Source organism: Streptomyces sp. CMB-StM0423, assembly GCF_002847285.1.
In the GTDB taxonomy this organism is placed as follows: Bacteria; Actinomycetota; Actinomycetes; order Streptomycetales; family Streptomycetaceae; genus Streptomyces.
The window spans coordinates 982,657-995,311 of sequence record NZ_CP025407.1 but is presented as its reverse complement, the minus strand read 5'-3'; the positions used below and the strand labels follow the sequence as shown (position 1 = coordinate 995,311).

At 74.1% G+C, this 12,655-nt stretch carries 12 protein-coding genes; 9 read left to right on the top strand and 3 right to left on the bottom strand.

All coding sequences use genetic code 11. From position 1 onward, the window contains the following. The 4 genes from CXR04_RS04175 to CXR04_RS04160 all read left to right on the top strand — a co-directional run bounded on the left by CXR04_RS04175 (window position 1) and on the right by CXR04_RS04160 (window position 4,143). Window positions 1–1,497 (top strand): glutamine synthetase family protein, encoded by a 1,497-nt coding sequence (locus CXR04_RS04175; protein ID WP_101420545.1) that lies wholly within the window; start codon window positions 1–3, stop codon window positions 1,495–1,497. Window positions 1,498–1,569: 72 nt separating this feature from the next. Further along, complete coding sequence (purB, locus tag CXR04_RS04170; RefSeq protein ID WP_101420544.1) at window positions 1,570–2,859, top strand: adenylosuccinate lyase; 1,290 nt, start codon at window positions 1,570–1,572, stop codon at window positions 2,857–2,859. Beyond that, a complete protein-coding gene (locus tag CXR04_RS04165; RefSeq protein ID WP_199850385.1) occupies window positions 2,843–3,247 on the top strand; it encodes a GNAT family N-acetyltransferase in 405 nt (134 codons plus the stop codon). Before purB ends, CXR04_RS04165 begins: the two co-directional genes overlap by 17 nt. 68 nt (window positions 3,248–3,315) lie before the next feature. Continuing rightward, window positions 3,316–4,143 carry a response regulator transcription factor gene (locus CXR04_RS04160; RefSeq protein WP_234380052.1) on the top strand — a complete coding sequence of 276 codons (828 nt, stop codon included), beginning with the start codon at window positions 3,316–3,318 and terminating at the stop codon, window positions 4,141–4,143. Between the two features lie 45 nt (window positions 4,144–4,188). On the opposite strand, the gene CXR04_RS04155 is transcribed toward CXR04_RS04160, so the two are convergent. Further along, a complete protein-coding gene (locus tag CXR04_RS04155; RefSeq protein WP_101420542.1) occupies window positions 4,189–5,220 on the bottom strand; it encodes a ParB/RepB/Spo0J family partition protein in 1,032 nt (343 codons plus the stop codon). 230 nt (window positions 5,221–5,450) lie between these two features. On the opposite strand from CXR04_RS04155, the gene CXR04_RS04150 reads away from it, so the two are divergent. The 3 genes from CXR04_RS04150 to CXR04_RS04140 all read left to right on the top strand — a co-directional run bounded on the left by CXR04_RS04150 (window position 5,451) and on the right by CXR04_RS04140 (window position 8,950). After that, window positions 5,451–6,926 (top strand): multicopper oxidase family protein, encoded by a 1,476-nt coding sequence (locus CXR04_RS04150; protein WP_101420541.1) that lies wholly within the window; start codon window positions 5,451–5,453, stop codon window positions 6,924–6,926. A 3-nt stretch (window positions 6,927–6,929) separates the two neighbouring features. Beyond that, entirely contained in the window at window positions 6,930–8,378 is a 1,449-nt protein-coding gene (locus tag CXR04_RS04145) for an MFS transporter (RefSeq protein WP_234380051.1), read from the top strand. Between the two features lie 158 nt (window positions 8,379–8,536). Then, window positions 8,537–8,950 carry an enediyne antibiotic chromoprotein gene (locus CXR04_RS04140; protein WP_101420540.1) on the top strand — a complete coding sequence of 138 codons (414 nt, stop codon included), beginning with the start codon at window positions 8,537–8,539 and terminating at the stop codon, window positions 8,948–8,950. Window positions 8,951–9,068: 118 nt separating this feature from the next. Here CXR04_RS04140 and CXR04_RS04135 read toward each other — a convergent pair whose 3' ends face one another. After that, a complete protein-coding gene (locus CXR04_RS04135; RefSeq protein ID WP_101420539.1) occupies window positions 9,069–9,518 on the bottom strand; it encodes a YdeI/OmpD-associated family protein in 450 nt (149 codons plus the stop codon). Between the two features lie 168 nt (window positions 9,519–9,686). Between CXR04_RS04135 and CXR04_RS04130 the strand changes: the two genes are divergently transcribed. Beyond that, window positions 9,687–10,145, top strand: a complete 459-nt coding sequence (locus CXR04_RS04130; RefSeq protein ID WP_101420538.1) for a carboxymuconolactone decarboxylase family protein — start codon at window positions 9,687–9,689, stop codon at window positions 10,143–10,145. Between the two features lie 32 nt (window positions 10,146–10,177). On the opposite strand, the gene CXR04_RS04125 is transcribed toward CXR04_RS04130, so the two are convergent. Continuing rightward, complete coding sequence (locus CXR04_RS04125) at window positions 10,178–11,263, bottom strand: methyltransferase (protein ID WP_101420537.1); 1,086 nt, start codon at window positions 11,261–11,263, stop codon at window positions 10,178–10,180. Between the two features lie 252 nt (window positions 11,264–11,515). Between CXR04_RS04125 and CXR04_RS04120 the strand changes: the two genes are divergently transcribed. After that, window positions 11,516–12,631, top strand: coding sequence for a ScyD/ScyE family protein (locus CXR04_RS04120; protein WP_101420536.1), 1,116 nt, complete (start codon window positions 11,516–11,518; stop codon window positions 12,629–12,631). Window positions 12,632–12,655 lie beyond the last annotated feature (24 nt).

The following is a 12,655-nucleotide window of genomic DNA, read 5'->3' as shown; positions in this document are numbered from 1 at the left end:
GTGTACTCCAGAAAGTGGCGTTCGCCGTCGGGCGAGGAGAGCGTGGGGCGGCCGTCGTTCGTCGCCGACCACGACCTGTGGACCGACGACCAGCGCGCCGTCGCCGAACGGATCGAGGCCGAGCTGGGACAGCTCGAACTGGTCCGCCTGGTCTACGGCGACCCGCACGGGCTCGTCAGGTCCAAGACCCTGACCGTGCCGGCGTTCCGCTCCGTGCTCCGCCACGGCATGAACTTCAGCCCCGGCCCCTTCCTCTTCGACACCGGCCACGCCGTCGCCGTCGACTTCCTCGGCGACCCCGGCATCGGCGTCGAGGAGATCGCGGGCGCCGGGAACTTCATCCTGGTCCCCGACCCGCTGACGTTCCAGGTGCTGCCCGGCACCGAACCGCGCACCGCCTGGGTCATCGGCGACGAGTACCTGCGCGAGGGCACCCCGCACCCGCTGTCGTCCCGCGCCGTGCTGCGCGCCGTCGAGAGGCGGTACGCGGCCCGCGGCCTCGACCCGCTGCTCGGGCTGGAGGCGGAGTGGTACCTCACCCGGCGGCTCGACGACGAGCCCGGCAACGAGGGCAACGGGTTCGGCACCCAGGGCCGGGCGCCGCGGGTCGCGGCCGTCAACGCCGGCTACCAGTTCAACCTGGACTTCCGCTACGACTCCGTCGCCGCCGTCGCCGACCCGCTGGCGCAGTGCCTCACCGCGCTCGGCCTGCCGCTGCGCTCGATGGAGCACGAGTCGGGACCCGGCCAGGTCGAGACGACCTTCGCGCCGATGTCGCCGCTCGACACCGCCGACGCCATGCTGCTGTTCCGTACGGTCACCAAGCGGCTCGCCGCCCGCCGCGGCTACCACGCCTCGTTCATGTCGCTGCCGAAGCTGCCCTCCTTCGACCCCAGCGGCTGGCATCTGCACCAGTCCGTACGGGAGTCGGCCACCGGCCGCAATCTGTTCGGCGCCGAGGGGCTCTCCGGCGGGCTGTCCCCGGAGGGCAAGGCGTACACCGACGGGCTGCTGTCCTGGGCGCGGGAGCTGCTCCTGCTCTCGGTGCCCACCGTCAACGGCTACCGCCGCCTCCACTCCGCCCACACCCTGGCCCCGACCCGGATCGGGCTGAGCGTGGAGGACCGCACCGCGATGCTGCGGGTGGCGGGCGGCGGCGCCAACGCCCGGATCGAGAACCGTATGGGCGAGCCGTGCGCCAACCCGTACCTGAACATCGCGGCGCAGCTCTTCGCCGGACTCGACGGGCTGGAGGGCGGCACCGGCGGCATGCCCGCGGACCCCGGCGCCGGGCTCGTGCCGCAGTCGCTGCGCGAGTCGTTCGAGGCGTTCCGCGCGGGCCGGGCCGAGCAGTTGCTCGGCGCACCGCTGACGGCCTGTCTGACGCGGCTGAAGGAGAGCGAACTCGACCGCTTCGAGACCTGGTGCGCGGCGACCGGCGCGCCGGCCGGCGAGGTCACCGACTGGGAGCAGCGCGAGTACTTCGAGGCGTACTGAATCCGGGCGTACCGAATCCGGGCGTACCGAATCCGAGGCGTACGACGAACGACGACGGGACGGGTGGCACAGATGATTCCCCGCTACACGCTGCCGGACATGGGGCGGCTCTTCTCCGATCAGGCACGGTACGAGACCTGGGTACGGGTCGAGATCCTCGCCTCCGAGGCGCAGGAGCGGCTCGGCCGCGTCCCCGCCGGGGTGGTCGACGACATGCGCGGAGCGCCGGTGCCCGCCGCCGCGCGGGTCGCGGAGCTGGAGCAGGAGCGCGACCACGAGGTGCTCTCCTTCCTCGCCGCCTACTGCGAGGGCCTGCCCGACGCCTCGGCTCGCTGGGTGCACCTCGGCATGACCAGCTACGACCTGGTGGACACCGCCCTCGGCCACACCCTGGCCACCGCATGCGACCTGCTCAGCGGGGCCGCCCGGGAGCTGCGGCGCACGCTGGTCGGCCGGGCGCTGGAGCACTGGGACACGGTGATGATCGGCCGCACCCACGGCGTGCACGCCGAGCCCACCACCTTCGGGCACAAGCTGGCCGGCTTCGCGTTCGGCGTCGACCGGTCGCTGCGCCGGCTGGCGGCGGCGCGCGACGCGGTGGCGGTCGGCACGGTCTCGGGCTCCGTCGGTACGTACGCGCTCATCGACCCGGCGGTGGAGGCGCACGTCTGCGCGGCCCTCGGGCTCGGCGTGGAGGACTGCCCCAGCCAGGTCGTCGCCCGCGACCGGCACGCCCAGTTGCTCCAGGCCGTCGCCGCCCTCGGCGCGTGCGTGGAGCAACTCGCCCTGGAGCTGCGGCTGCTCCAGCGCACGGAGGTCGCGGAGGTGGAGGAGGGCAGGTCCGCGGCGTACCAGGGCTCCAGTGCCATGCCGCACAAGCGCAACCCGACCACCAGCGAGCGGCTGTGCGGCCTCTCGCGGCTGCTGCGCGGCCACGCCACCGCTGCGCTGGAGAACGTCCCGCTCTGGCACGAGCGGGACCTCGCCCACCAGTCGGTCGAGCGGGTGATCCTCCCCGACAGCCTGACCGTGGCGCACTTCCAGGCGACGAAGGCCGCCGAACTCGTCGCCTCGCTGCGGGTCCACCCCGAGCGGATGCGCGCCCACATCGACCAGACCGCGGGCCTCGTGCACAGCTCCGCGGTCCTCGCCGGGCTGCTGACCGGCGACGGCGCGGAGCGCGAGCGCGCGTACCGCGCCGTGCAGCGGGCCGCCGACCGTACGGTGGCCACCGGGGAGCACTTCGGCGCCACCCTCGCGGGCGAGGGCATCACTGCCGGCGAGCTGCGCCCGGAGCGCTTCCTGACCCGTCACGACGTGATCCGCGACCGATTGGAGAAGCTCGGTGCACTGGAAGACTGAACGCGCCGCCGGCGCCTCGCTGGACCTCGACGAAGTACTGGCGGTCTACCGGGACTCGGGGCTCGGCGAGCGGCGGCCGGTCGACGACCGGGAGCGGATGGCCACGATGGTGCGCGAGGCCAACCTCGTGGTCGTCGCGCGCGACGAGGGCGGCGCGCTCATCGGCCTCGCGCGCAGCGTCTCGGACTTCGCCTACGTCACGTACCTCTCCGACATCGCCGTCGTCCGCGCCCACCAGCGTGCGGGCGTGGGCCGCGCGCTCATCGACGCCACCATGGCGGAGGCCCCGGCGGCCAAGCTCGTCCTGCTGTCCGCGCCCGCCGCCCGGGACTACTACCCGCACATCGGCTTCACCCGGCACGACTCCGCATGGGTGCGCAGCACGTAACCACCGCGTGCGGTGCCGCGGCCCGCGGCCCGTCCGCCCACCTGCCGAGCACACCACACGGGGGAGGCATGACTCAGATGACGTCGCAGGTGCTGCCCGGCCTACGCCCGCCGGTCACCGGGACCACCGCGCCCGGGGTCCCGGCGGACGACGGGTCCCCGGTCACGGCAGCCACCGCAGTCACGGCAGCCGCGGGGGCGGGCGCCGGGGGAGCCGCGCCGGCCGCGGGGCCCGCGGGCCGGCGCATCCTGGTGGTCGACGGGGACCCCGACACGGGCGAGTCGCTGATGGCCCAGCTCCGCCGCTACGGGCACGAGCCGGTCGGGGCGAAGCAGGGCGGCGCCGCGCTGCGGGCGCACCAGGACACGGAGATGGTGCTCCTCGACCTCGAACTCCCCGACCTCGACGGCCTGGAGGTGTGCCGGGGGATCCGCGCGGTGAGCCATGTGCCGATCATCATCGTCACCGGCCGGGAGTCCGAACTCGACTGCGTGCTCGGCCTCCAGGCCGGCGCGGACGACTACGTCACCAAGCCGTACGGGATGCGCGAGCTGATGGCCCGTATCGAAGCCGTGCTGCGCCGCTCCCGGCCGCCGCAGCCCGCGGCGGGCCGGCACCTCAGGCACGGCCGGCTGCACATCGACGTGGCCTCCCGCCGGGTCACCGTCGGCGGTACGGAAGTCGCGCTCACCCGCAAGGAGTTCGACCTGCTCTGCCTGCTCGCCTCCCACCCGGACACGGTGATCCCGCGCAAGCAGCTCCTGCAGCGGGTCTGGGGCGACTCGTGGTCGCGGCGCACCGTCGACACGCACGTCAGCAGCCTGCGCGGCAAGCTCGGCGGCAGCGGCTGGGTCGTGACCGTCCGGGGGGTGGGGTTCAAGCTGGGCCACGCGTGACGGCACGCGCCGGGCGGCGCGTGCCGTCGGTATCCCCGGGGGCGGTCAGCGTACGGCGCCGACCGCCCCCGGTGAGCGTCCCGCGCCCAGCTCGCCGGCCAGGTCGCGCCACAGCCCCGCATAACCCCGCAGCAGCTCGGCCAACTGCTCCTTGCAGTGCGGCGGCAGGTTCACGGTGATCTTCTCGCGGTCCCGCGCGATGAGGTGGCAGGCGTCGAGCATGCGCAGGACCGTACGGCCCGTCTCCGTCATCCGGAGCGAGGGGTCGCGGCAGAGCGAGTCGAAGATGACGAACAGCTCCCCGGGCGACAGCGCGGGGACGGGCGGCGGCGCCGGCTCGCGGGCCGGCCGCTCCGCCGCGGGCTCCTCCCGCTGCCCCACCGGTACGGGGTCGTCGCCGCGGCGCAGCCGGTCCCGTACGTCGGCGACGGTGGCCGGCGAGATCCCGGCGCGCCGGGCGATCGACCGCAGCGACGCCCCCGGCTCCTCGCCCAGCAGCTTCGCCGCCAGCTCCCGGCCCTGCGCGGAACGGAACGGCCTGCGCCTGCCGTCGAGCCCGATCCGCGGCGCGTCGTGCGCCTGCCCCCGGGCGCGCCCGCGGATCTCGGCGACCGTCCGCGCGGACAGCCCGGCGACGGCCGCCACGGAGCGGTCCGACCACTGCGGCCTGGCGGTGAGGATGCGCAGCGCGGAGGCGATGCGGTCGTCCCGCGACAGGGGCAGCCCCTGGGCCACGTTCAGCGCCACGGCCAGCAGCCGCGCGTCGCCCTCCGAGCCGTCGAAGAACCGCGCGCCGATGGACGCGGCGCCGTTGAGCCGGGCGGCCCGCAGCCGGTGCCGGCCGTCGATCACGGCCATCCGCCCGCGGTGCACCAGGATCGGCGGCAGCTCCGCCTCCACCTCGGAGAGCGCCAGCGCGTAGCCGGCGTCCACGCCCGCGGCGCGGGGGCTGAACGTGACCACCAGACTGGCGACGGGCACTTTCTCGACGGGCAGGTCGCGGACCGCCTCGCGCAGCGCGAGCAGGGTGTCGGAGCCGCCCGCCCGCTCGGCGCGCACGATCTGGTTGATGAGCACAGACTCCTCCAGTGGCAGTCGGGGTCCGGCGGCGCGGCCCGCGCACGACACCGGGACCGCTGTCCGGCTCGAAGGCTCCCAGGGCGATCTGACGGCCCGCTGACACGCCGCTGACACGGCGCCGGGGCCCTGCCGGGGACCGGCCGCCGCGCGACCCGTACGCGAGTCGGCCCTGCTGGACTGCGGCTGCTCCCGGTCCGGGGAACGCACGTCCAGAGCTGGAGGAGACCATGGTCACCCGCCGCAGGGCCCTCGCCGTCGGCGTCGCCGCCGGGAGCACCGCGCTCACGGGCGCGGGGCTGATCCCGCTCGCGAACGCGGCGCACCGGGCCGCGTCCGACGCCCCGGACACCGCCCCCGGCGGCACCGCGACCGCGGGCGCCGCGGTCGCGAAGTTCGCCGTCCCGATGCCGGTCCCGCCCGTCCTCGCGCCCACGTACACCGTCGGCAGCGCGTCCGTGTACCACGTCACGATGAAGAAGGTGCGGAAGGAGATCCTGCCGGGCCTGCCCACCGACGTCCTCACCTACAACGGCCACTTCCCCGGACCGACCATCCGGGCCCGCCGCGGCGGGCCCGTCGTCATCAGGCAGCGCAACACCCTCGGCATGCCGACCGCCGTCCACCTGCACGGCGCCGCCGTGCACCCGGTCAACGACGGCCACCCCATGGACACCATCGCCCCCGGCGCCGAGCGGCTGTACTTCTATCCCAACCAGCAGCCGCACGCCCCGCTCTGGTACCACGACCACGCGCATCACATGGAGGCGGAGCACGTCTACCGCGGTCTTTCCGGCTCCTACCTGCTGACCGACGACACCGAGTCCGCGCTGCCCCTGCCCGGCGGGCAGTACGAGGTCGTCATCGCCGTGCGCGACGCCCGCTTCGACGACACCGGCGCGCTCGTCTACGCGATGGGCGACCGCGCCCGCAACACCCTCCTGGCCAACGGCGTCCCGTACCCGTACTTCCCGGTCGCCGCCCGCAAGTACCGGCTGCGGCTGCTCAACAGCGCCAACGTGCGCTCCTTCGACCTGCGGCTCGCCGACGGCGGCACCTTCCAGCAGATCGGCTCCGACGGAGGGCTGCTCACCGCGCCGTACCCCACCGACAGGGTCTTCCTCTCCGCGGGCGAACGCGCCGACGTCGTCGTGGACTTCTCCCGCTACCCCGTCGGCAGCAGCGTCGTGCTGCGCAACGCCGTCGGCCCCGGCACGCCTGAGGAGACCGGCGAGGTGCTGCGCTTCGACATCGTGCGCACCGCCGCCGACCCCAGCTCCGTGCCCGCCCGGCTGCGCGCCCTGCCCGACCGCCCCGAGCCGACCGCCGGCCGCACCGTCGACCTCAGCATGACGGAGGACGGCAGCACCCCGCCCGCCGCGTACATCGACGGGAAGGTCTACGACCCGGGGCGGGTGGACGCCGCCGTCACCTACGGCGCCCACGAGGTGTGGACCGTCACCAACTCCAACCGCGTCGCCGCGCACAACTTCCACCTGCACCTGGTGCAGTTCCGGGTGCTGGAGCGCGGCGGGCGGCCGCCGTCGCCGGCCGAGTCGGGGCTCAAGGACACCGTGTTCCTCGCCCCCGGCGAGACGGTCAGGCTCCAGGCGTCCTTCGACACCTACCGCGGCGACTTCCCGTACCACTGCCACATGCTCGACCACTCCGCCATGGGCATGATGGCGACGATGAGGATCGGCTAGGCCGTGGCCGCCACGACGGACCGCGCCGCGCCCGAACCGCGGGCCCGCCTCCGGGCCGGCATCCGCGTCACGCTGCTGCCGCTGTTGCTCGCGCTGCTGCTGTCGTCCCTGGACACCATGGTGATCGGCACGGCCATGCCGACGATCGTCGGGGACCTGGGCGGCGCCGGGCAGTTGGCGTGGACGGTCACCGCGTACACGCTCGCCGCCGCCGCGACGACCGCCGTGTGGGGCAAGCTGGGCGACCTGCACGGCCACCGCGGGGTGCTGCTGGCCGCGCTGGGCGTGTTCGCCGCCGGCTCCGCGCTCTGCGCGGCCGCCCAGGACATGCCCCAGCTCATCGCGTTCCGGGCGTTCCAGGGCCTGGGGGCGGGCGGCATCGCGGTGGGCGCCATGTCCGTGCTCGGCGAGCTGGTGCCCCCGCGCGAACGCGCCCGCTACGCGGGCATGATCACCGGCGTGCTGGCGGTGTCGATGATCGGCGGCCCGCCCGCCGGCGGCCTCGTCACCGACCACCTCGGCTGGCGCTGGGTGTTCCTGCTCAACCTGCCGCTGGCGGCCCTGGCCATGGGCCTCGCCGTCCTGCTGATACGGGTTCCGGCGCGGCCGCCGCGGGCCGGCGCGCCCTTACGCGCCGACTACGCCGGGGCCGCCCTGCTGGCCGCCGGGGTCACCGCCCTCGTGCTGGCCACCACCTGGGGCGGCGGCGAGTACGCCTGGGGCTCCCCGGTGATCCTCGGCCTCGCCGGGGGCGCGGTCGTCGCGCTCGCGGGCTTCCTCGCCGCCGAGCGCCGGGCCGCGGAACCGGTGCTGCCGCTGCGCCTGTTCCGTATCCGCAACTTCGCGCTGATGTCGGTGCTCGCCTTCCTCACCGGATTCGTGATGTTCGGCGCCGTGCTCTACCTGCCGCTCTACCAGCAGGCGGCGCAGGGCCTGTCCGCCACCGGGTCAGGGCTCCTGCTGCTGCCGATGCTCGCCACGCTGCTGCTCGTCTCCCAGCTCTCCGGCAGGTACACGGCGCGCACCGGGGGCTATCGGTCCGCGCAGGTGGCGGGCGGCGCCTTCATGCTGGCCGGCACCCTCCTGCTCACCCGGCTCGGCACCGGCACCTCCCGGCTGACCACGGGCGTGTTCATGGCGGTGCTCGGCATCGGCATGGGCTTCCTGACCCAGATCGTCGTCACCGTCGCGCAGAGCAGCGTCCAGGTACGGGAGATGGGCGCCGCCTCGTCGGCCGTCACCCTCTGCCGCACGCTGGGCAGTTCCCTCGGGGTCGCCGTCATGGGCGCGCTCTCCGGCGGCCTCGGCGAGCACGGCACGCCCGCCGTCGCGGCGGCCGCGGAGGGCGTGCGCCCGGCCTTCTGGGCGGCGGTCGTCGCGGCCGCGCTGACGCTGCTCGCCGCGCTGTGCGTACGCGAAGTGCCCCTCGGCGGCGCCGGGCCGAAGAGGTGAAGGGGGACCGCCGATACGTACGGGAGCCGCGGATTGTGACACCCCGGCAGGACCGGACCTCCACTCGCGATCAACCGCGGCTCCTCCGTCACGGCCGACGCTGGAGCCGTCAATCGCACCACCCCGCGAAGTCGACACCTGAGAGGCAGGGAGATCACATGCCCGCACGCCGTACCCGTCTGGCCACCGCCGGAGTCCTCGGCGCCACCGCCGCGTTAGGTGCCCTGGCGGCCAGCCCGGCCGCGGCCGCCGCCCCGGCCGTCACGGTGACGCCGAGCACCGGGCTCGCCGACGGCCAGACGGTGTCCGTGAGCGGCTCCGGCTACGTCGCCGGCAGCGCGATCGGCGTCAGCGAGTGCGTCCGCGACACCGTGTGCGCGGACGACACCGTCCACACCACCGCCGCCGCGGACGGCACCTTCTCGGCCCAGTACGTGGCGCGCAAGCAGTTCCAGGCCACGGACTGGAGCACCGGCCAGACCATCACGGTGGACTGCGCCGTGGAGCAGTGCCAGATCGTGGCCTGGGAGCAGGAGATAGGCCCCATCGCCCAGCCCATCTCCTTCGGCTGACGAAACGCGCCGGCGCCCGGCCGGTGAGCCCGCAGGGATGACGGCGCCGCGTTCCGCCCGGGCCCGGGCGGAACGCGGCGCGCGTCGCCCGTACCGCACGGCCGGCGCGCTGCCCCCGTCAGCTCCCCGGCTTCTCGCCGCCCAGTTCCGCCAGCACCCTGGCCACGCGCCGCTCCCGGGTCGCCGCCGTCTTCGCGCCCTCCACCGCGCGGACATGGCGGCGCTTGTGGGTCGGCGCCAGCCGGTCGTACGCGGCCCTCGCCCCCGGGTCGGCGTCCAGCGCGGCGGTCAGCTCGGGCGGTTCCACGATCTCCCGCGGCTCGGTGTCCAGCGTCACCTCCGCCTCGACCTCCTCGCCCTGCACCACCCCGCTCGCCTTCCGGTGGGCCGCGCTGACCCCGACGACGTACCGGCCGCCCATCGGGGCGATCCGCGTCCGCCAGGAGTGGCCGTTGATCTCGACGACCACCGGCGGCCGCCGGCCCGCCCCGAAACCGTCGACCACCTCGCCGGGCACCTCGAACCCGGTCGAGTTGCCGGCGGGTTCGATCATCGTGCGGAACCTCATCGTTGCTCTCCGTCCTGGGGGTGAAGGTGTCAGGGGCGGTGTCCGCCGTCACACTCTTCCGCTGCCGAGCGTCATGGAGATGACGGATGGCACCCGGCCGACGTGACAGCGCCGCGGCGCGCCCGGCCCCCGGCCGTCCCGACCTTACGTGCGACAGCGAGGAGTGAGATGCAGGCGCGAATAGCCAGTCCCACGGCCGCGGTACCCGGTGCCGTACCGGCGCTGCGGGCGCTGGGCGAGGCACTGAAGCGGTCCGGGGTCCCCGAGAGCACCCTGCTCCTCGTCTATCTGCGCACCAGCCAGATCAACGGGGCGAGCTGGAACGTCGACCGGCACGCCGCCGAGATGCGCGCCGCGGGGGAGCCGCCCGAGCGGATCGCCGCCGTCGCCGCCTGGCGCGACGCCCCGTACTACAGCGACGCCGAACGGGCGGCGCTGCTCCTGGCGGAGAGCGCCGCCCGGCTCGGCGACCGGCCGGACGCCGTCCCCGACGCCGTCTGGCACGAGGCCGCCCGCCACTTCGACGAGAGCCAGCTCGCCACCCTCGTCCTGGCCTCGGGCTTCTGCAACCTGTGGCACCGGGTCGTCGCCACCACCCGGCGGCCGGCCGGGCAGCCGCCGGGATGAGCACCGGCACCCCGCCGGCGCACCGGGCGGGCTCAGATCCGGCTCGCCTCCACGACGGAGATGGCCGCGGGCGTCTGCACCACCCGCTCCACTTTCAGCCCCGCCTGCGCCAGCAGCTCCCCGTACAGCGCCTCGGTCCGCTCCCGGCCGCCGACGAGCAGCATCAGCCACAGGTCGACGAGCTTGCCCGAGTGCGGCGCGTTGCGCTTGTCCGGCAGCACCATCTCCATGATGAGGACCCGGCCGCCGGGGTTCATCGCCTTGCGCACGTTGGTGAGGATCTCCACGGCCTGCGGCTCCGGCCAGTCGTGCACGATGTGCTTCAGGACGTACGCGTCCCCGCCCTCCGGCACCGGGTCGAAGAGCCCGCCGTCCGCGATCGTGCACCGGTCGGCGACGCCCTCCTTCTCCAGGAAGGCCGCCGCGCCGTTCTCCCCGACCCGGGGGTCGGACAGCACCCCGCGGGCCTTCGGCGACTTGCGCAGCACTCCGGCGAGGAAGTCGCCGCGGCCGCCGCAGAAGTCGACGACGGTGCGGAAGCGGGAGAAGTCGTACGCGGAGAGCAGCGGATCCGTCTCCGTCGCCGACATCGAGCCCATGCCGCGGATGAACACGCCCCCGTACTCGGGGTTCTCCTCCAGGTACTCGAACGCGCCCATGCCGCGGAGCTTCGGCAGGCTCGGCTCTCCGGTGCGCACCGCCTCGGCGAAGTGCGCCCAGTCCTCCCAGTGCGTGGGATGTCCCATCAGCAGGGCGATGCCGTTCATCGACATCGGCGCGTCCGGCAGCAGCGCCCGGGCCATCGGGGTGAGCGCGAACCGGCCGTCCTTCCGCTCGGTGAAGATCCCGTACGTCGCGAGGAGGCGCAGTAGCCGGCGCAGCGACTCGGCGTCGGTCTCCGTCTTCTCGGCGAGCCGCGCCACCGGCAGCGGCCCGTCCGCCAGCGCCTCCGCGACCCGCAGTTCTGCGGCCGCGTAGATCGCCTGGGAGACCATGGCGCCCTGCGCCAGCTCCAGCAGCGCGAACGGCGGCGGCGCCATCTTGCGGGTCAGTGACTGCAGTGCGGAGCGAATCCCTTCGACGACGCGGACGAGACGAGCGGGGGGCAGCGGTGGCATCGGATTCCTCCGTAAGGCGAGTTCCGTTTTTCCCGGATTCGCCGACGGTAGGCCAGCGCACCGCGGACTTCCACGTGTCCAATTCCGGCGCGAAAACGGAGTCCGACTCGAATACCACTTGAATACGAGGGGGTTGTCCAACTGCGCCCGCTGCGCAGTCGAACAGCGCACGACGTAATACCGCGGCAGTGTTTATGGTGTCGCGGATTGCCCATATCAAGCCCGCTCCGTGCGGCGGCAAGAAGGAGTGAGATGTCGAGCAAGAACAGGAAGTGGAAGAGGGCTGTCCTGTCCGCCGGCGTGCTGGGCGGTGTCACCGCGGTGACGCTGCCGGCGCCCGCGGTCGCCGACGAGACCGAGCCGGCGATCGAGGTCGTGGCCGGTGAGCTGAACAACCCGCGCGGGCTGCACGTGGACCGCCACGGGCGGATACTCGTCGCCGAGTCCGGCAAGGGCAAGGCGGGCTGCGAGGCCGGCAAGGCGTGCGTCGGCGCCACCGGTTCCGTCTACCGCATCGACGGCCGGAAGCAGGGCCGCGTCGTCAACGGCCTGCCGTCCCTCGCCGCCGGCGTGGCCAACCCGCAGCAGCCCATCTCGGCCACCGGGCCCGTCGACGTGGAGCCCAGCGCCTTCGGTTACGTCGTCCTCAACGGCGGTGGCAACACCAACGAGTTCCGCGCGGGCCTCGGCGCCGGGGCCGAGCACCTCGGCACCCTGCGGCACTCCGCCGGCCACACCGTGGCCGACCTGGTCGACTACGAGACGCGGATGGACCCCGACTGGGTGCTCGGCGAGCCGCCCACGCCGAACGAGCCCTCGTCGGTGCAGAGCAACGCCTGGCGGCTGGCCAAGACCGGCAAGGGCGGCTACCTGGCGACCGACGCGGCGGGCAACGACCTGCTGGGCATCTCCGCGTTCGGCTCGATCCGCGCCGAGGCCGTCTTCCCCGGCAACACCGTCAACGGCCAGCTCTCCGAGGCCGTACCCGGCGGTGTCGTCGAGACCCGCGACGGCACCGTCTACGTCTCCGACATGGGCGCCCTCAAGCCCGGCGCGGCCCGGATCTGGAAGATCGCACCCGGCCACCGCCCGGTGGTCTTCGCCGAGGGCCTGACGGCCGTCAGCGACCTCGCCCTGGACAAGTCCGGCGACCTCGTCGCGCTCACGATCACCGGCGGCTACGCGGCCGAAGGCCCCAAGCCGGGCGCGATCAACGTGGTCGACACCGACACCGGCGACGTGACCCCGGTCGGGACCGGCGACCGGCTGACGATGTCCTCGGGGGTCGCCGTCGGCCCGGACGACGAGATCTACGTGACCAACAACTCGGTCGGGACCAGCGGCGAGGTACTCAAGATCACCCGCTGACCACCGCCGGCGTCCGTCACCGGC